The following is a 17309-nucleotide window of genomic DNA, read 5'->3' on the forward strand; positions in this document are numbered from 1 at the left end:
GTTCACCCTTCGGCTTGCCTATAGATAACGGTGGTGCTGCCCACGACGATCCGCGAGCCGTCGCGGAGCGTAGCGCGGGTGGTGTGCTGCCCGTCCACCACGATGCCGTTGGTGGACCCGAGATCCTGGATCGTCGAGGGCGTTCCGGTCCGGATCTCACAGTGCCGGCGCGATACGCCGGGGTCGTCGATCCGCACGTCGGCTTCGGTGCTGCGACCCAGCACCAGCGTCGGGCGGGAGATCTGATGGCGGTTGCCGTTGATCTCGATCCAGTGGCGGGTGCGGTCGCCGCCCGAGGGCGGCGGGGACGCGGGCCGCTGTGCGGCGGCCGGCGGATAACCGTACCCGCCGGTCCGGCCGCCGGACGGCGGCGCGGACGGCATCGGCGGTGCTCCCGAGGAGCCCGCGGACGGCGGGTAGCCGTACCCGCCCTGGGCACCGCCCCGTCCGGACGCGGCGGGCGGGGAGGAGGGCGCCTGCTGGTTGCTGGAGGAGGCGAGCGTGCGGCTGCGGACCCGGTACAGGCCAGTGTCCAGGTCGTCCGCCTTCTCCAGGTGGACCTTGATCGGTCCCATGAAGGTGTAGCGCTGCTGCTTGGCGTAGTCGCGCACCATGCCGGCGAGCTCGTCGCCGAGCTGGCCGGAGTAGGGGCTCAGCCGCTCGAAGTCCGGGGTGCTGAGCTCCACGATGAAGTCGTTGGGGACGACGGTCCGGTCCCGGTTCCAGATGGTCGCGTTGTTGTCGCACTCGCGCTGGAGCGCACCCGCGATCTCCACGGGCTGGACCTCGGACTTGAACACCTTGGCGAAGGTGCCGTTGACCAGACCTTCGAGGCGCTGCTCGAACTTCTTCAGGACTCCCATGGGGCACCTCCTCCGTCGTCGCCGTCCTTGCGGGTCTTGCCGTCGTGCTGGGTACTGCCTACCTGGTACTGCTTACTGATCGTATCCACGCGCCGGTAAATCGGCTGGTTCCCCCTGTCGGCTCCGTCGACGGGTGTCGACACCCAGCGGGATTCCCCGCGGGACTGTCTGCGAAGTTCCCCGCAGAGCTCCTCTCCGAACTCCTCGGGAGGTACCTCCTACGCGTACTTCTGCCCAGGATCGTAGAGGCGGCCGCAGACCAGTGTCCCGCACCCGGCTGTGGACCCGCCCCTGCTCCCTGGGAGACGGGCGGTACCGGTACGAGGTTGATACGTGAACAGTCACACGTCGATACGGAACCGGAGCCTCCTGGGGTGGGTCCGGCGGGGTGCGGAGAGCGGCCGAAGCGCGGGCCGGGTGCGCAGGCCGGGTGCGCAGGCCGGGGCGGCCGTCGCCGCCGGTCGCGGCCGGTCTGCACCGGTTCTGGCCGGCCCCGCCCGGTCCCTGTCGGGCCCTCCCCGCCGGGCCCGGTGGGGAGGGGGCCTGCGCAGGTAAGGGATGTGAACCCGCCCTGTCCGGCGTGCTAATGTTCTCGATGTCGGAAGGCGCCGGGCCGAAAGGGCCGGACCGGAGGACACACCCAATGCGCGGGTGGCGGAATAGGCAGACGCGCTGGATTCAGGTTCCAGTGCCCGCAAGGGCGTGGGGGTTCAACTCCCCCCTCGCGCACAGCTGGAAGCCCCGTAGGTCTCGGACCTGCGGGGCTTCTTCGTGTTCCGGGGTGTTCCGTGTGCGGGCCGGTGCGGGTGTGGCCTTCGCCTCGTGTGAGGTGGGTCTCGGGAGCCGGTGGACCTGCCTCCGCGGGGGGTGGGAGGGCCGGCTCGGGGACGGGGCGTGTGAGGAAGCTCTCAGGGGCCGTCGGGCGCGGACACGGGTGCGGGGCGGGGGGACGGGCACCGGGCGCACGGTTGTCCACAGGGTCTGACGCGATGCTGCGGCCGGTTGTACGGTCGGCTCGATCAAGTCGATGTGCGTGCGTGAGCGGGGGAGGCGGTCGCGGTGGCCGAGGTCGGTGCGGGTGCGGGCGCGGCGGTGACCGGAGCGCGGGGGGCGGGGGACGGCGAGCGGGAGCCGGGCGGCCGCGGCGGCGGGCGCGGGCCGGGCTCCGACGGCGGCGAGCGGGCTCGGCGGGTGCCGGTGGTGCGTGGGTTCGCGCGGCGGCCCGAGCGGGGAGCGGCCGGTCGGGACGGGAGGACGCCCAAGCAGGAGGGGAAGGCGCTGCGGAGCCGGGTGCCGCGCTCGGCGCACGCCCGGTTCGAGGTGGACGCCGCCCGGCCGGACGCGGTGACCGCGGTGGAGGAGTCCAACCTCGGCCGCATCCCCGAGCTGACGCCGATCCGGGTGGGCCGGATGGCGGCCACGCCGTTCGCCTTCCTGCGCGGGGCCGCCGGGCTCATGGCCCACGATCTGGCCCGCACCCCCATGACCCGCATCCGCGCGCAGATATGCGGGGACGCCCACGCGGCCAACTTCGGCCTGTACGGCGATGCCCGCGGCGGCCTCGTCATCGACCTGAACGACTTCGACGAGACCGTCCACGGCCCCTGGGAGTGGGACCTCAAGCGGCTGGCCGCCTCCCTCGTGCTCGCCGGACGGGAGGCCGGCTGCGACGAGGACGGGTGCCGGGCCGCCGCCCGCGACGCGGTGGGCGCCTACCGCCGCACCATGCGGCTGCTGGCCAAGCTCCCCGTCCTGGACGCGTGGAACGCCATCGCGGACGAGGAACTGGTCTCCCACACCGACGCCCACGACCTGCTCGGCACTCTGGAGCGGGTATCGGAGAAGGCGCGTGCCAACACCAGCGGGCGCTTCGCCGCCAGGTCCACCGAGCGCACCGAGGACGGCGGGCGCCGCTTCGTGGACGCCCCGCCGGTGCTGCGCCGGGTGCCGGACGCGGAGGCCGCGTCGGTGGCCGCGTCGCTGGAGCAGTACCTGACCACGCTGTCCGCGGACCGGCTGCCGCTGCTGGCCCGGCACGCGGTCCATGACGTGGCCTTCCGGGTCGTCGGCACGGGCAGTGTGGGCACGCGGTCCTACGTGGTGCTGCTCCTCGACCACCGCGGCGAGCCCCTGGTCCTCCAGGTGAAGGAGGCGCGGCCCTCCGCGCTGCTGCCGCACCTGCGGGCGGCCGGCTTCACCGACCAGCAGGAGGCGGCCCACGCGGTCACCGCGCACGACGGTGCGGCCCTCGACGGCACGGTGCACGACCATGCCGCGCAGGGCGGTGCCGGGTCGCAGGGCGCCGCGCACGGCGGCGCCGGGTACGAGGGCGCCGCGCACGAGGGGCGGCGGGTCGTGCTCGGCCAGAAGCGCATGCAGGTGGTGAGCGACATCCTGCTCGGCTGGACGACGGTCGACGGACGGCCCTACCAGGTACGGCAGTTCCGCAACCGCAAGGGCAGTGTCGACCCCGCGGCCCTCGCCGCCGACCAGATGGACGACTACGGCCGGATGACCGGCGCCCTCCTCGCACGCGCGCACTCGCACAGCGCCGACCCCCGCCTGGTCGCCGGCTACTGCGGCAAGAACGAGGAACTGGACGAGGCCGTCGCCGACTTCGCCGTCGCCTACGCCGACCGGACCGAGGCGGACCACGCGGAGCTGGTGAAGGCCGTGCGGACCGGACGGCTGGCGGCGGAGATGGGGGTCTGACACCCGCATGACACCCGCACGGCGCTCCCCGCGGCGGGGCGGGGCGGAGGCGCCGGAACCCCGCCGGCGGGATGCGGGTTCCCCGGCATGCGCGGGTCCGCGGGCGTCGTGGCCTAGGCTGGGCGGGTGACGACCCCGGAAGCGGAACAGGGTGACGTCGCCGGGTCGGACCGGGCGACGTCCCAGGACGGTGCGGCGCGGCCCGAGGAGCGGCTGGAGCGTGCCGTACGGGCCGCCGAGCAGGCGCTCATCGAGTACGAGATCGCGGTGGAGACCTTCCGGGTGGAGGTCGAGAACTTCGCCCGGCTGCACCACCAGAGACTCGGCCCCCTCTACACCCGCCTCGAGGAGCTGGAGGCGGAGATCGCCGAGGCCCGGGCGGCGGCCACCGGCGACCCCGAGGACCGGCGCCGGGCCGAGGAGGCGCGGGCCCGGGTGATGCCGATGCCGGGCGTGGAGGACCTGTTCCACGGCTGGATGGACGGGGACGGCCTGTTCCCCGAGGCCGCCGCGATGCTCACGGACCAGCCGGTGCGGCCCCCGCAGCGGGTGCGGCCCAGCGAGGAGGCCCGCCGGCTCTACCGCGAGCTGGCCCGCAAGGCGCATCCCGACCTGGCGCAGCAGGAGGCGGAGCGCAAGCGGCGCGAGGAGTTCATCACCCGCGTCAACGCCGCCTATGCGCGCGGGGACGAGAAGGAGCTGCGGGAGCTGGCCGAGGAGTGGGCGGCGGGCCCGAAGCCGGAGGAGCCCGGTCCGAGCCGCGCCGAGGAGCTCTACGCCCGCCTCGAGTGGCTCTCCCAGCGCAAGGAACTGCTCACGACGGTCGCCAGGGAGCTGGAGGAGAGCGCCATCGCCTCGATGCTCCGCCTGGCCCCCGACGACCCCGACCGCCTGCTCGCCGAGATCGCCGAGCAGCTCCGCGGCGACGTGCAGGCCCGGGAGACGGAACTGGCGGACCTGCTCGGCAGCTCCGGCCCCTCCTGAGAGACCCCGCGGGCCTCGGAGGCCCTGGGGCACCGGAGGTCCTGGGTCACCGGAGGTCCTGGGGGCGAGGCGCCTGAGGCGCGCTGTGGCGCCGGGTGCCTCCGGTGGCGCCGCGCTGCCACCGGGGCGGCCCGCGTCGCGGCCGCCCGGGGGTCCCGAGCCTGCTGGGGGGCGCCCTCCGCCGCGGCCGGACCGTTTCCCCTTCCGGTAGCGTCGGGGTCATGCATCTTGGAGCTGGTGTGCCCACGGTCGAGGTCACGGACCTCAAGGACGGCGACTTCCTGCTGGACGTCCGCGAGGACGACGAGTGGCAGGCGGGCCACGCCGAAGGGGCCCTGCACATCCCGATCAGCGACTTCGTCGCCCGCTACGGCGAGCTGACCGAGGCGGCCCCGCAGGACGGGCGCGTCCACGTCATCTGCCGCTCGGGCGGCCGCTCGGCGCAGGTCACCATGTACCTGGTCCAGCAGGGTCTGGACGCGGTCAACGTCGGCGGCGGCATGCAGGTCTGGGCGGCCGCCGGCCGGCCCGTCGTGACGGACGACGGCCGGCCCGGCCAGGTCGTCTGACCCACCCCTGCCACGGCCGGCTCCCGCGCCGGCGCGGAGGTGGGTTCCGGCGCCGACGCCACTGCGGAGCCCGGGGGAGCCGGGGCGGTCCGGGTCAGCGGTCGAAGTCCAGCTCGACCTTCTCCGTGGCGGGGTGGGACTGGCAGGCGAGGACGTATCCCGCCTCCGTCTCCTCCGGCTCCAGGGCGAAATTGCGCTCCATCCGGACCTCGCCGTCCACCAGGAACGCCCGGCAGGTGCCGCACACGCCGCCCTTGCAGGCGTAGGGCGCGTCGGGCCGGTTGCGCAGGACCGTCTCCAGCAGGGTCTCGCCGTCCTGGACCGGCCAGGTCCCGCCGCGGCCGTCGAGCCGGACGGTCACCGAGCTGTGGGCGGGGGCAGCGGTCACCGGTCCGGCGGCCGTGCCCGCGTCCACGTGGAAGATCTCCTCGTGGATCCGGGTCCGGGCCACGCCCAGGCCCCGCAGCGCCCGCTCGGCGCCCTGCACCAGGCCGAACGGCCCGCACAGGAACCACCCGTCCACCTCCGGCACCGCCAGCAGCGCCGGGAGCAGCCCCGTCAGGCGCTCCTCGTCGAGGCGGCCGGAGGGCAGGCCCGCCTGCTGCTCCTCCCGGGAGAGCACCGTCACCAGCTGGAAGCGGTCCGGGAAGCGGTCCTTCAGGTCGGCGACCTCCTCCAGGAACATCGTCGACGCCGCGGTGCGGTCGCTGCGGATCAGGCAGAAGCGGGCGCCGGGCTCGCGGGCCAGCAGGGTCGAGACGATGGACAGCACCGGCGTGATGCCGCTGCCGCCGACGACCGCCGCGTACCGGCCGGGCGCGGGCTCCAGCGTGAAGCGGCCCGCCGGGGTCATCACCTCCACCTCGTCCCCGACGCCCATCTCCTTGAGCGCGTACGTGGAGAACGCACCGCCCTCCACCAGCCGCACGCCGACCCGCAGGCTGCGCGGTCCCTCACCACCGGGATCCGGCGCCGGCGAGCAGATCGAGTACGTCCGCCGCACCTCCGCCCCGTCGGCCGTCCGCCGCAGTGCGAGGTGCTGACCCGGGGCGTGCCGGAACTCCTCGCGCAGCTCCGGAGGCACCGCGAAGGTGAGGGCCACGGAGTCGTCGGTGAGCCGGTCGGCCGCGATCACCTGCAGCGCGTGGAAGCGGGCCATCACACCTCCTTGAAGTGGTCGAAGGGTTCGCGGCAGGACAGGCAGCGCCGCAGCGCCTTGCACGCCGTGGAGGAGAAGCGGCTGAGCAGTTCGGTGTCGGCCGAGCCGCAGTGCGGGCAGGTGAGGGGCGCCGCCGGATCCGCGGGGGACGGGAGACCGGTCGCGGTGCGGGTCGGGCCGAGGGCGACGGCCACCGGGCCCTCCTGCGCGAGGACCCGCGGCGGCGCTATGCCGAACTCCCGCAGTTTGCGGCGGCCTTCGCCGGTGATGTCGTTAGTGGACCAGGCGGGGGACAGCACCGTGCGGACGGTGACCTCGCGCATGCCGTGCTCGCGCAGCAGCCGCTCGATGTCCGCCGACATCGCCTCGACCGCCGGACAGCCGGTGTAGGTCGGGGTCAGCTCGACCTCGACGGTGTCCGCGCCGTGCAGGTGCACCGCGCGGACCACGCCCAGCTCGGCGAGGGTGAGGACGGGCAGTTCGGGGTCGGGCACCGAGCCCGCGAGGCGCAGCAGCTCCGCCTCCAGCGGGGTCGTGGTGGTCACCATGACGCCCCCGGGTGGCTGCGGTGCAGGTGCTGCATCTCGGCGAGCATCCGGCCGAACGGCTCGGTGTGCAGGCCCTGCCGGCCGGCGCCCGCCGTCCACGCACCGCTCTGCGGGCCCTCGGGCACAGTGAGGGTGGCCCGGCGCAGCACGCCGCTCACGGACTCCAGCCAGGCGGAGCGCAGTTGCTCCCCGTCCACGGCGAGGCCCTCCACGGGCAGGAACATCTCACCGGTGAACCGCCACAGCGCGTCGCAGGCCCGCTGCATCCGCTCGTGGCTGAGGCCGGTGCCGTCGCCGAGGCGCAGCGTCCACTGCTCGGCGTGGTCGCGGTGGTAGGCGACCTCCTTCACGGCCTTCGCCGCGAGCGGGGCGAACTCGCCGTCCGTCACGGCGAGACGGGCGTAGAGGAGGTGCTGGTAGGTGGAGAAGTACAGCTGGCGGGCGATGGTGTGGGCGAAGTCGCCGTTCGGCTGTTCCACGAGCTGGAGGTTGGTGAAGGCGCGCTCCTCGCGGAGGTAGGCCAGCTCGTCCTCGTCGCCGGCCGTCGACAGCAGGACGCGGGCCTGGCCCAGCAGGTCCAGCGCGATGTTGGCGAGGGCGACCTCCTCCTCCAGGACCGGCGCGTGGCCGGCCCACTCCCCCAGGCGGTGCGAGAGCACCAGCGCGTCGTCGCCCAGGGCGAGGGCGGCCGTCGCCGTGACGGTGGTGGTCACAGGTGCTTCACCCCTTCCGGGATCTCGTAGAAGGTCGGGTGGCGGTAGGGCTTGTCGGCGGCCGGTTCGAAGAAGGGGTCCTTCTCGTCCGGCGACGACGCGGTGATCGCGGCGGAGGGCACGACCCAGATCGAGACGCCCTCGCCGCGCCGGGTGTACAGGTCCCGTGCATTGCGCAGGGCCAGCTCGGCGTCCGGTGCGTGCAGGCTGCCGGCGTGGGTGTGGGACAGGCCGCGCCGCGAGCGCACGAAGACCTCCCACAGGGGCCAGTCGGGGTTCGTCATGCCTGCTTCACTCCTGTCTCACCGCTGTGCTTGGCCGCGTGGGCGGCGGCCGCCTCCCGTACCCAGGCGCCCTCTTCATGGGCCCTCCGGCGCTGGGTGATGCGCTGTTCGTTGCACGGGCCGTTGCCCTTGAGGACCTCGTGGAACTCCGTCCAGTCGATGGCGCCGAAGTCGTGGTGGCCACGCTCCTCGTTCCACCTGAGGTCCGGGTCCGGCAGGGTCAGGCCGAGGCTCTCGGCCTGGGGGACGCAGATGTCGACGAAGCGCTGGCGCAGCTCGTCATTGGAATGGCGTTTGATCTTCCAGGCCATGGACTGGGCCGAGTGCCGTGAGGCGTCGTCGGGCGGGCCGAACATCATCAGGGACGGCCACCACCAGCGGTCGACGGCGTCCTGGGCCATCGCGTGCTGCTCGGCGGTGCCGCGGCTGAGGGCGAGCAGCAGCTCGTACCCCTGACGCTGGTGGAAGGACTCCTCCTTGCAGACCCGGACCATCGCGCGGGCGTACGGGCCGTAGGAGCACCGGCACAGCGGCACCTGGTTGGTGATCGCGGCGCCGTCCACCAGCCAGCCGATCGCGCCGACGTCCGCCCAGGTGAGGGTGGGGTAGTTGAAGATCGAGGAGTACTTCTGGCTGCCGCTGTGCAGCTTGTCCAGCAGCTCGTCGCGGCCCACGCCGAGGGTCTCGGCGGCGCTGTACAGATACAGCCCGTGGCCCGCCTCGTCCTGGACCTTGGCCATCAGGATGGCCTTGCGGCGCAGCGAGGGCGCCCGGGTGATCCAGTTGGCCTCCGGCTGCATGCCGATGATCTCGGAGTGGGCGTGCTGGGCGATCTGCCGGACCAGCGTGGCGCGGTAGGCGTCGGGCATCCAGTCCCGCGGCTCGATGCGCTCTTCGGCGGCCACCGCGGCGTCGAAGGCGTGTTGGTGGGCGCCGGTGTCGGCGGCGCCGCCCGAGGCGTCCTGCGCCTGGGCCGTCCGGTGCGCGGCTGCTGTCGCCATGCGGTCCCCCTCGACCTCGGCTCTTCCCTGTCGTCCCGACCGATCGTTCGGTCCGGCGGATTCCATGGTGGGGCGCGGCGCCATAGGGTGTCAACCGCTGTGGACAACCACGCCCACCCGCTGTGGACAAACCTCGTGAGGTGGCGTGCGCGGCGTGCGGACCACGGCCCAGGCCGTGCGGCGCCCGCCCTTGGCGCGCTCCGCGCCGCCTCGCGGCCCGCGCCGTCCGTGCCTGCCGGCTCCCCCGGCCGTGGCACCCGGGTGACGGCCGGTCGGGTGCGGGTGGGGCAGGCGGTGGCGCCGCGTGCCGGTGACGGACGGCGGGCAGGAGGCGGCGGGCGTCGGCGGTGGCCGTGTGCCGGGCCACGGCAGGCCGGGGGTGTGCCCGGTGGGCGGGCATGAGTACCGTTCCGGTGCGGCACCGGCGGGCGATGCGCGCGGCGGCCGGGCCCGGGAGGCCGGAGAAAGCCGGAGAACGCCGAAGAAGCGGACGGGGATCGGGGACGGGGCGGGATGGACGCGAACGACGAGGACTCGAGCGCCCCGGACGGGCGGCGCGGTCCGGGCGCACCGCACACGGCGGCGCCCGAGCCCGGCGCAGGACCGGAGGGCACCGCGCCCCGCGGCAACGCCCCGCTCCCCTCGCCGTCGGAGCCGGACGCCGCCCACGGCGACGAGGCCGCTCCCGCGCGCGTCCCGGCGCCGCGGCCCGCCGCGCACGGTGCCCGGCCTCCCGCCGAGGAGGGCTCCCCGCCTCCGGCCGGGGACGGCACCGCGTCTTTCCCCGGGGACGGCGCCCCTCCTGCCGCGGACGGCGCCCCTCCTGCCGCGGACGGCACCGCATCTTCCCCAGGAAACGGCTCCCCTCCTGCCGCGGACGGCGCCCCTCCTGCCGCGGACGGCACCGCATCTTCCCCAGGAAACGGCTCCCCTCCTGCCGGGGCCGGCGCCCCTCTCCCCGCCGGGGACGGCGTCCTGCCTCCTGTCGGGGACGGCACCCCGGCCCGCGAACCCGGCGGCCCCGGCCCCGGTCCTTTCGCGCCCCCCGCCCGCACTCCCGTCGAGCCCGCCGCCGGGGACCCCACCGAAACCCGTGCCGGGATCGCTGCGCTTCCGGTGCGGTACCAGGTCGTCGCGGCGCTCGCGCTGGCGGCCGTCGCGGTGACCGCGTGTGTGCACATCGGGATGGTGTTCCTGCACGTCGCGCCGGCCAACACCGTGACGAAGCAGCACGGCAAGGCCGTCGACGACTGGATCTACCCGGAGTTCGAGCAGAACTGGAAGCTGTTCGCGCCGAACCCCCTCCAGCAGAACATCGCCGTGCTGGCGCGCGCTGACGTCGGCACGCCCGACGGCGACGTGCGCACCACCGGCTGGTACGACCTGTCCGCGCAGGACGGCCGTGCCATCGACGGCAACCTGCTGCCCAGCCACACCCAGCAGAACGAGCTGCGCCGGGCACTCGACTACTACGGCGCCTCGCACGACGGCGGCAACCGCCCGGCCGGCCTGCGCGGCGCACTGGCCGAGCAGTACCTGCGCCGCATCGTCGTGCTGCGCCTCGGCCGGATGCACCCCGCCGGTGCGGCGGGCGTGATCCAGCGCGTGCAGGTCCGCATCCGCACCGCCGACGTGCCGCCGCCGGGGTGGAGCGGGGAGAAGGCGCCGGACAGGCCCGCGTACCGGCTTCTGCCCTGGTGGGTCGTGCCCGCCGACGAGGCCGGGGGAGGCGTCCGGTGAACGGTTTCGCACAGAGCGCCTCGCGCGGGATCGCCCGGGTCACCGGCGAGGCCCTCGGACCCCGTCAGACGGCCGTCGTCCGGATCGGCTTCGCGGCGACCTGGCTGCTGTTCCTGATCCGCGAGTTCCCGCACCGGCAGGAGCTCTACGGACCCGACGGCCCCTGGAGCTGGGGTCTCGCGCAGCAGCTCACCGCCGACAACGGGGCCTTCTCGGCGCTGCTGTGGTTCCGCGGGGAGTTCTGGTTCGAGACCTGCTACGCCCTGGCCGTCCTGTCGAGCCTGCTGCTCCTGCTGGGCTGGCGCACCCGCACCCTGTCCGTGCTCTTCATGGTCGGCGTGGTGTCCCTGCAGAACCGCAGCGTGTTCGTCGGGGACGGCGGCGACAACGTGCTGCACCTGATGTCGCTCTACCTGGTCTTCACCCGCTGCGGCAGGGTGTGGTCGCTGGACGCCCGGCGGGCGGCCCGGCAGGCCGCGGCACGCGCGCGCGGGGAGCGGACGACGGACCGGACGGGCGTCGCCCTGTGGGTGGTGCTCGGCCTGGTGCCGGCCGGGGTGACCGCCGCCGGGCGGATGCAGGGCGAGTGGCTCGTCCCCGCGCTGCTGTGGGGCGTGTGGGGGGCGCAGGCCCTGTGGTGGGCGGTGGGGCGGCGCGACCGGACGGCCCAGGCGCGCAGGCTGCTCGACGTCGTCGCCGACACCGTGCACAACGGCGCCCTGTTGGTGATCATGGCCGAGGCGTGTCTGATCTACGCGACGGCCGGCTGGTACAAGATCCAGGGCTCGCGCTGGCAGGACGGGACCGCCGTCTACTACCCGCTCCACCTCGACTACTTCTCGCCCTGGCCGGCCCTCGCCGACGCGCTCTCGGCCAGCGGCACCATGGTCGTGCTCGTGACCTACGGGACGGTCCTGGTGCAGGTCGCCTTCCCCTTCACCCTCTTCAACCGGCGGGTCAAGAACGTCCTGCTGGCGCTGATGATGGCCGAGCACGCGGTGATCGCGGTCGTGCTGGGGCTGCCCTTCTTCTCGCTGGCGATGATCGCGAGCGACGCGGTGTTCCTGCCGACCTCGTTCCTGGAACGGCTCGGCGGCTGGGCCGCACGCGCGCGAGGACGGCTGCTGCCGGGCGCCGGGCGGCCCGGGCGGAGGGCCCCGCGCTCCCCGGAGGAGAGCGAGCCCGCCCACGTAGGCTTCCCGGTATGACCGACCCTCTGCGGCTGTGGCGCCGGATCGCCGGCTCGTCCGTCCTGCTGGACGGCTTCCACGCCCTCAAGCACGCGCTGCGCTTCGGCGCGGAGGTGCCGGTCGCGGTCACCGCCGACCGGCGTGCGGCGCTCGACCTGGCCGGTGAACTGGCCCCGGACGTGCGGGACCGGCTGGACGCACTGCTGGCCGAGGTGCCCCAGGAGACCTACGCGGCGCTGGTGCCGCGCCCGCACCCCACCGCCGTGGCCGCCCTCGCCGTCCGCCCCGACCGGGAGGACCAGCTGCGGACGCTGGCCCGCACCCCTCGCAGTGCGCCGGTGGTGGTCCTGGCCCAGCCGCGCAACCTGGGCAACGCGGGGGCCGTCATCCGGCTCGCGGCCGGTTTCGGGGCGACCGGGGTGGTGACCACGGGAACCCTCGACCCCTGGCATCCCACGGTGGTGCGCGGCGGGGCGGGGCTGCACTTCGCGACCGCCGTCGAGCGGCTGGACGCGGACGGGCTGCCGCCCGGGCCGCTCTTCGCCCTCGACCCGGAGGGCGAGGACATCCGCGGCCTGGAGCTGCCGGACGACGCGGTGCTCGCCTTCGGCTCCGAGCGCAGTGGACTGTCCGACGCGCTGCGGGCGCGCACCGACCATCTGGTGGCGCTGCCGATGCGCCCCCAGGTCTCCAGCTACAACCTCGCCACCAGTGTGGCGATGACGCTGTACCACTGGAGCGCGACGGGGGGCGCGCCGCACGCGCCGGTCCGGGACTGACGTCCGGCGGCCCCGGCGACCGGCAGTCCGGTCGCGGCCCGCCTCCGGTCCCGCCGTCCCCGATCCTGCGGGCCGGCGGCCCCCGAGACCGCCGGCCCGCAGGAGCCCACGCCGTGCCGGGCCCGCAGGACACCGCCCGGGCGCCCCCGGACCGGCCGGACGACTCCCGGGCGCAGGCCCTACGCCTCCCGGCGGACCTCCACCACGCGGAAGCGGTTGGCGACGAACGCTCCGTCGCACAGGGCCGCGTTGGCCGCCGGGTTGCCGCCCGAGCCGTGGAAGTCGGAGAAGGCGGCCGTCTGGTTGACGTACACCCCGCCGGTGAGGTTGAGGGAGAGCTGGGCGGCCTCCTCCAGGCACACCTCCTGCACCGCCTGCTCGACCTCGTCGTCGGTGGTGTAGGCGCCCACCGTCATGGCGCCCTTCTCGCGGACGGTGCGGCGCAGCAGCTCCACCGCGTCCGCCGCCGAGTCGACGGCGACGAGGAAGGAGACGGGGCCGAAGCACTCGCTCATGTAGGCGGCCTCGTCGTCCGGCTTGGCGCCGTCCAGCTTGACGATCACCGGCGTGCGGACCACCGCGCCGGGGAAGTCCGGGTTGGCGATCTCGCGGGAGGCGAGGGCGACCTCGCCGAGGCCGGCCGCGGCCTCCAGGCGGGACTTCACGTCCGGGTTGACGATCGCGCCGAGCAGGGCGTTCGCCCGGGCGTCGTCGCCGAGGAGGCCGTCGACGGCCTGGGCGAGGTCGGCGGCGAACTCGTCGAAGGACTTGTGGCCCTGGTCGGTGCGGATGCCGTCGCGGGGCACCAGCAGGTTCTGCGGGGTGGTGCACATCTGGCCGCTGTACAGCGACAGCGAGAAGGCCAGGTTGGAGAGCATGCCCTTGTAGTCGCCGGCCGACTCGACGACAACCGTGTTGACGCCGGCCTTCTCCGTGTACACCTGGGCCTGGCGGGCGTGGGCCTCCAGCCAGTCGCCGAAGGCCGTGGAACCCGTGTAGTCGATGATCCGGATCTCGGGGCGGGTGGCCAGGGTCTTGGCGATGCCCTCGCCGGGACGCTCGGCGGCCAGCGCCACCAGGTTCGCGTCGAATCCGGCCTCGGCGAGCACCTCGCGGGCGACGCGGACCGTGAGCGCGAGCGGCAGCACCGCGTGCGGGTGCGGCTTGACCAGGACCGCGTTGCCGGTGGCGAGGGAGGCGAAGAGGCCCGGGAAGCCGTTCCACGTCGGGAAGGTGTTGCAGCCGATGACCAGGCCGATGCCGCGCGGGACGGCGGTGAACTGCTTGGTGAGGGCCAGCGGGTCCCGCTTGCCCTGGGGCTTGGTCCACTCGGCGGTGTCCGGGGTGCGGGCCTGCTCCACGTACGCGTAGGCCACCGCCTCCAGACCGCGGTCCTGGGCGTGCGGGCCGCCTGCCTGGAACGCCATCATGTACGCCTGTCCGGAGGTGTGCATGACGGCGTGGGCGAACTCGTGGGTCCGGTCGCTGATCCGCTTGAGGATCTCCAGGCACACCACGGCGCGTGCCTCCGGGCCGGCGTCGCGCCAGGCCCGCTGACCGGCCCGCATGGCGGGCAGCAGCACGTCGAGGTCGGCGTGCGGGTACGTCACGCCGAGGTCGATGCCGTACGGGGAGACCTCGCCGCCGACCCAGTCGTCCGTGCCGGGCTGGCCGAGGTCGAGGCGGGAGCCCAGCAGGGCGTCGAAGGCCGCCTTGCCCGCGGCCGCGTCCAGGCTGCCGTGCTCCCCGTAGGCCTTCGGGTGCTCCGGGTGGGGCGACCAGTACGCGCGCGTGCGGATCGCCTCCAGCGCCTGGTCGAGAGTGGGCCGGTGCCGTGCGATCAGCTCGTGCGCGGTCAGTTCGGCGGCCATGCGGGACCAACTCCTCGTCTCAGGAACTCTTCTTCGAGCTCATGACCTGGGCAGAACCATGGGCAGGAACGACTGGACAGGGCTAGAGTAACCGAACGATCGGTCGGGACAAGGGGGCCTGCCGCATCTGTGGAAATCCCCGTGCGGGAGGATCGCGCACATGACAGCACTCGACCTCAGCAGCCCCGTGGCCGTCGTCGGCACCGGCACCATGGGCCAGGGCATCGCCCAGGTCGCGCTGGTGGCGGGCCATCCGGTCCGGCTCCACGACGCCGTGCCCGGACGGGCCGAGGAGGCGGCCGCCGCGATCGGCGCCCGGCTCGACCGGCTCGTGGCGAAGGGCCGGCTCACGGAAGCCGAGGGGGACGCGGCCCGCGCCCGGCTGCTGCCCGCCGCGGACCTCGCCGGGCTCGCGGACTGCGCGCTCGTCGTCGAGGCGGTGCTGGAGCGGCTGGACGCCAAGCAGGAGCTGTTCCGGGCGCTGGAGGACGTCGTCGACGACGACTGCCTGCTCGCCACCAACACCTCGTCGCTGTCGGTGACCGCGATCGGCGGCGCGCTGCGCAATCCGGGCCGCCTCGTGGGCCTGCACTTCTTCAACCCGGCACCGCTGCTGCCGCTCGTGGAGGTGGTCTCCGGCTTCGCCACCGACGTCACGTCGGCCACGCGCGCGTACGAGACCGCCCGCGCCTGGGGCAAGACGCCGGTCGCCTGCGCGGACACCCCCGGCTTCATCGTCAACCGCATCGCCCGGCCCTTCTACGCCGAGGCGTTCGCCGTGCTGGAGGCGCAGGGCGCCGATCCCGCCACCATCGACGCGGTGCTGCGCGAGTCCGGGGGCTTCCGGATGGGCGCCTTCGAGCTGACCGACCTCATCGGCCAGGACGTCAACGAGTCGGTCACGCACTCCGTGTGGCAGTCGTTCTTCCAGGACGTCCGCTTCACGCCGTCGCTCGCGCAGCGGCGCCTGGTCGAGTCCGGCCGCCTGGGCCGCAAGACCGGGCACGGCTGGTACGACCACTCCGAGGGTGCCGAGCTTCCCGAACCGCACACCGCCGAACCGCAGCCGGCCCCGGCGTACGTGGTCGCGGAGGGCGGCCTCGGACCCGCGGCCGGGCTGCTGGCGCTGATCCGCGAGGCGGGCATCCCCGTCCGCGAGGAGGACGAGGACCACGGCAGCCGCCTGGTCCTGCCCGGCGGCGGGCAGCTCGTCCTCGCCGACGGGCAGACCTCCGCCGAGTTCCGGGACGTCGTCTACTTCGACCTCGCCTTCGACTACCGCAGCGCCGGCCGGATCGCCCTGTCGGCCTCCCAGGACACCGCGCCGCAGACCCTCGCCGAGGCCGTCGGGCTGTTCCAGGCGCTCGGCAAGGACGTCAGCGTCGTCGGCGACGTGCCCGGCCTGATCGTGGCCCGCACGGTCGCCCGCATCGTCGACCTGGCGCACGACGCCGTCGCCAAGGGGGTCGCCACCGAGGAGGACGTCGACACCGCGATGCGCCTGGGCGTCAACTACCCGCTCGGGCCCTTCGAGTGGAGCCGGCGGCTCGGCCGCACCTGGGCCTACGACCTCCTCGACGACCTGCACCTGCGCGACCCGTCCGGACGCTACGCGCCGTCCCTGGCGCTCTACCGCCACGCGTACGCCACCGACAAGCGGGAGGGCACCTCATGACCACCGCCAGACGCGACACGTACACGCCGGAGACGCTGCTCACCGTCGCCGTGCGGGTCTTCAACGAGCGAGGCTACGACGGCACCTCCATGGAGCACCTGTCCAAGGCGGCCGGGATCTCCAAGTCGTCGATCTACCACCATGTCGCGGGCAAGGAGGAGCTGCTGCGCCGGGCGGTCAGCCGGGCGCTGGACGGGCTCTTCGGGATCCTCGACGAGGAGCACGCGCGCGTGGGGCACGCCGCGGGGCGCCTGGAGTACGTCGTACGGCGCATGGTCGAGGTGCTGATCGCCGAGCTGCCCTACGTGACGCTGCTGCTGCGGGTGCGCGGCAACACCGGCACCGAGCGCTGGGCGCTGGAGCGGCGCCGCGAGTTCGACCACCGGGTCGCCGCCCTGCTGAGGGCGGCCGCCGAGGAGGGGGACGTGCGCGGCGACGTGGAGGTGCGGCTCGCGACCCGGCTCGTCTTCGGCATGATCAATTCCATCGTGGAGTGGTACCGGCCCGACGGGCGCGGCACCGGCGAGCGCGAGCTGGCCGACGCGGTGGTGCAGATGGTGTTCGGCGGCCTGCGCGCGGAGGCCTGAGGCCGGACGGCGGAGCCGGGGCCGACAGCCGGCCCCGGGACGGAGAGTCGGCCCCGGGGCCGAACGCGGCCGCAACACGGCCCGGGCGCCGCAGACCCCGGGCGCCGCTCAGCCCTGCGGTTCCAGGTCCTCCTCCTCGAACACCAGCAGCGTGCGCGAGCTGAGCACCTCGGGGATGGCCTGAAGACGGGTGAGCACCAACTCGCGCAGCGCCCGGTTGTCCGGCGTGTGCACCAGCAGCAGCACGTCGAAGTCGCCGCCCACCAGGGCGATGTGCGAGGCGCCGGGCAGCTGCCTGAGCTGCTCGCGCACCGTGCGCCAGGAGTTCTGCACGATTTTCAGGGTGACGTAGGCGGAGGTGCCGTGGCCCGCCCGCTCGTGGTCCACGCGGGCACCGAACCCGCGGATGACGCCGTCCTCGACCAGCCGGTTGATGCGGGCGTAGGCGTTGGCGCGCGAGACGTGGACGGTTTCGGCGACCGACCGTATCGACGCCCTGCCGTCCGTCTGGAGCATCTGCAGGATGTCCTGGTCGATGGCGTCCAGCGGACGGGGCGGTGGCAGGGCCATGCCGTCCGGGCCGTCGGCCATTTGTTCAGGTGCCATGTCCCCCCGCCTTCCCCGGCTGGACGTA

The 17309-nt window shown here is 74.2% G+C and carries 16 protein-coding genes and 1 tRNA gene; 9 read left to right on the forward strand and 8 right to left on the reverse strand.

The annotated features are described in order from the left end of the window. Window positions 1–2: 2 nt before the first annotated feature. Complete coding sequence (locus P3H78_RS20600) at window positions 3–863, reverse strand: FHA domain-containing protein (protein WP_276110536.1); 861 nt, start codon at window positions 861–863, stop codon at window positions 3–5. A gap of 645 nt (window positions 864–1508) precedes the next feature. Between P3H78_RS20600 and P3H78_RS20605 the strand changes: the two genes are divergently transcribed. The 4 genes from P3H78_RS20605 (at window position 1509) to P3H78_RS20620 (ending at window position 5128) form a co-directional block, all read left to right on the forward strand. Then, a tRNA-Leu gene (locus P3H78_RS20605) sits at window positions 1509–1592 on the forward strand. Between the two features lie 330 nt (window positions 1593–1922). After that, window positions 1923–3575 (forward strand): DUF2252 domain-containing protein, encoded by a 1653-nt coding sequence (locus P3H78_RS20610; RefSeq protein WP_438828000.1) that lies wholly within the window; start codon window positions 1923–1925, stop codon window positions 3573–3575. A gap of 126 nt (window positions 3576–3701) precedes the next feature. Further along, entirely contained in the window at window positions 3702–4559 is an 858-nt protein-coding gene (locus P3H78_RS20615; RefSeq protein WP_276110537.1) for a J domain-containing protein, read from the forward strand. A gap of 239 nt (window positions 4560–4798) precedes the next feature. Then, complete coding sequence (locus tag P3H78_RS20620; RefSeq protein ID WP_276110618.1) at window positions 4799–5128, forward strand: rhodanese-like domain-containing protein; 330 nt, start codon at window positions 4799–4801, stop codon at window positions 5126–5128. Between the two features lie 94 nt (window positions 5129–5222). Here P3H78_RS20620 and P3H78_RS20625 read toward each other — a convergent pair whose 3' ends face one another. Genes P3H78_RS20625 through paaA form a run of 5 tightly spaced genes read right to left on the reverse strand, consistent with a single transcriptional unit; the run spans window position 5223 to window position 8833 of the window. Beyond that, entirely contained in the window at window positions 5223–6287 is a 1065-nt protein-coding gene (locus P3H78_RS20625; RefSeq protein ID WP_276110538.1) for a 2Fe-2S iron-sulfur cluster-binding protein, read from the reverse strand. Next, window positions 6287–6832: a 1,2-phenylacetyl-CoA epoxidase subunit PaaD gene (paaD, locus tag P3H78_RS20630; protein WP_438828003.1), complete on the reverse strand. Its 546-nt coding sequence runs from the start codon at window positions 6830–6832 to the stop codon at window positions 6287–6289. The genes P3H78_RS20625 and paaD overlap by 1 nt, the downstream gene beginning before the upstream one ends. Then, window positions 6829–7548, reverse strand: a complete 720-nt coding sequence (gene paaC, locus P3H78_RS20635) for a 1,2-phenylacetyl-CoA epoxidase subunit PaaC (protein WP_276110540.1) — start codon at window positions 7546–7548, stop codon at window positions 6829–6831. Before paaC ends, paaD begins: the two co-directional genes overlap by 4 nt. Continuing rightward, complete coding sequence (gene paaB, locus P3H78_RS20640) at window positions 7545–7832, reverse strand: 1,2-phenylacetyl-CoA epoxidase subunit PaaB (protein ID WP_276110541.1); 288 nt, start codon at window positions 7830–7832, stop codon at window positions 7545–7547. The genes paaC and paaB overlap by 4 nt, the downstream gene beginning before the upstream one ends. Beyond that, window positions 7829–8833 carry a 1,2-phenylacetyl-CoA epoxidase subunit PaaA gene (gene paaA, locus P3H78_RS20645; RefSeq protein ID WP_276110542.1) on the reverse strand — a complete coding sequence of 335 codons (1005 nt, stop codon included), beginning with the start codon at window positions 8831–8833 and terminating at the stop codon, window positions 7829–7831. The genes paaB and paaA overlap by 4 nt, the downstream gene beginning before the upstream one ends. A 1116-nt stretch (window positions 8834–9949) precedes the next feature. Here paaA and P3H78_RS33325 point away from each other — a divergent pair. The 3 genes from P3H78_RS33325 to P3H78_RS20660 are packed head-to-tail and all read left to right on the forward strand — an operon-like array spanning window position 9950 to window position 12542. After that, window positions 9950–10573 carry a DUF5819 family protein gene (locus tag P3H78_RS33325; protein WP_313884416.1) on the forward strand — a complete coding sequence of 208 codons (624 nt, stop codon included), beginning with the start codon at window positions 9950–9952 and terminating at the stop codon, window positions 10571–10573. Beyond that, complete coding sequence (locus P3H78_RS20655; RefSeq protein WP_276110544.1) at window positions 10570–11781, forward strand: HTTM domain-containing protein; 1212 nt, start codon at window positions 10570–10572, stop codon at window positions 11779–11781. Before P3H78_RS33325 ends, P3H78_RS20655 begins: the two co-directional genes overlap by 4 nt. Then, window positions 11778–12542: a TrmH family RNA methyltransferase gene (locus P3H78_RS20660; RefSeq protein WP_276110546.1), complete on the forward strand. Its 765-nt coding sequence runs from the start codon at window positions 11778–11780 to the stop codon at window positions 12540–12542. The genes P3H78_RS20655 and P3H78_RS20660 overlap by 4 nt, the downstream gene beginning before the upstream one ends. Window positions 12543–12721: 179 nt before the next feature. Here the strand turns inward: P3H78_RS20660 and paaN are convergent, their stop codons facing one another. Further along, entirely contained in the window at window positions 12722–14413 is a 1692-nt protein-coding gene (gene paaN / locus P3H78_RS20665) for a phenylacetic acid degradation protein PaaN (RefSeq protein WP_276110547.1), read from the reverse strand. A 160-nt stretch (window positions 14414–14573) separates the two neighbouring features. On the opposite strand from paaN, the gene P3H78_RS20670 reads away from it, so the two are divergent. Both P3H78_RS20670 and P3H78_RS20675 read left to right on the forward strand, forming a co-directional pair. Beyond that, window positions 14574–16088 (forward strand): 3-hydroxyacyl-CoA dehydrogenase, encoded by a 1515-nt coding sequence (locus P3H78_RS20670; RefSeq protein ID WP_276110548.1) that lies wholly within the window; start codon window positions 14574–14576, stop codon window positions 16086–16088. After that, complete coding sequence (locus P3H78_RS20675; RefSeq protein ID WP_276110549.1) at window positions 16085–16675, forward strand: TetR/AcrR family transcriptional regulator; 591 nt, start codon at window positions 16085–16087, stop codon at window positions 16673–16675. The genes P3H78_RS20670 and P3H78_RS20675 overlap by 4 nt, the downstream gene beginning before the upstream one ends. 108 nt (window positions 16676–16783) lie before the next feature. Here P3H78_RS20675 and P3H78_RS20680 read toward each other — a convergent pair whose 3' ends face one another. Beyond that, window positions 16784–17266, reverse strand: coding sequence for an Lrp/AsnC family transcriptional regulator (locus P3H78_RS20680; RefSeq protein WP_276110619.1), 483 nt, complete (start codon window positions 17264–17266; stop codon window positions 16784–16786). Between the last annotated feature and the right edge of the window lie 43 nt (window positions 17267–17309).

The organism is Streptomyces tropicalis (assembly GCF_029269835.1).
GTDB classification, from domain to species: domain Bacteria; phylum Actinomycetota; class Actinomycetes; order Streptomycetales; family Streptomycetaceae; genus Streptomyces; species Streptomyces tropicalis.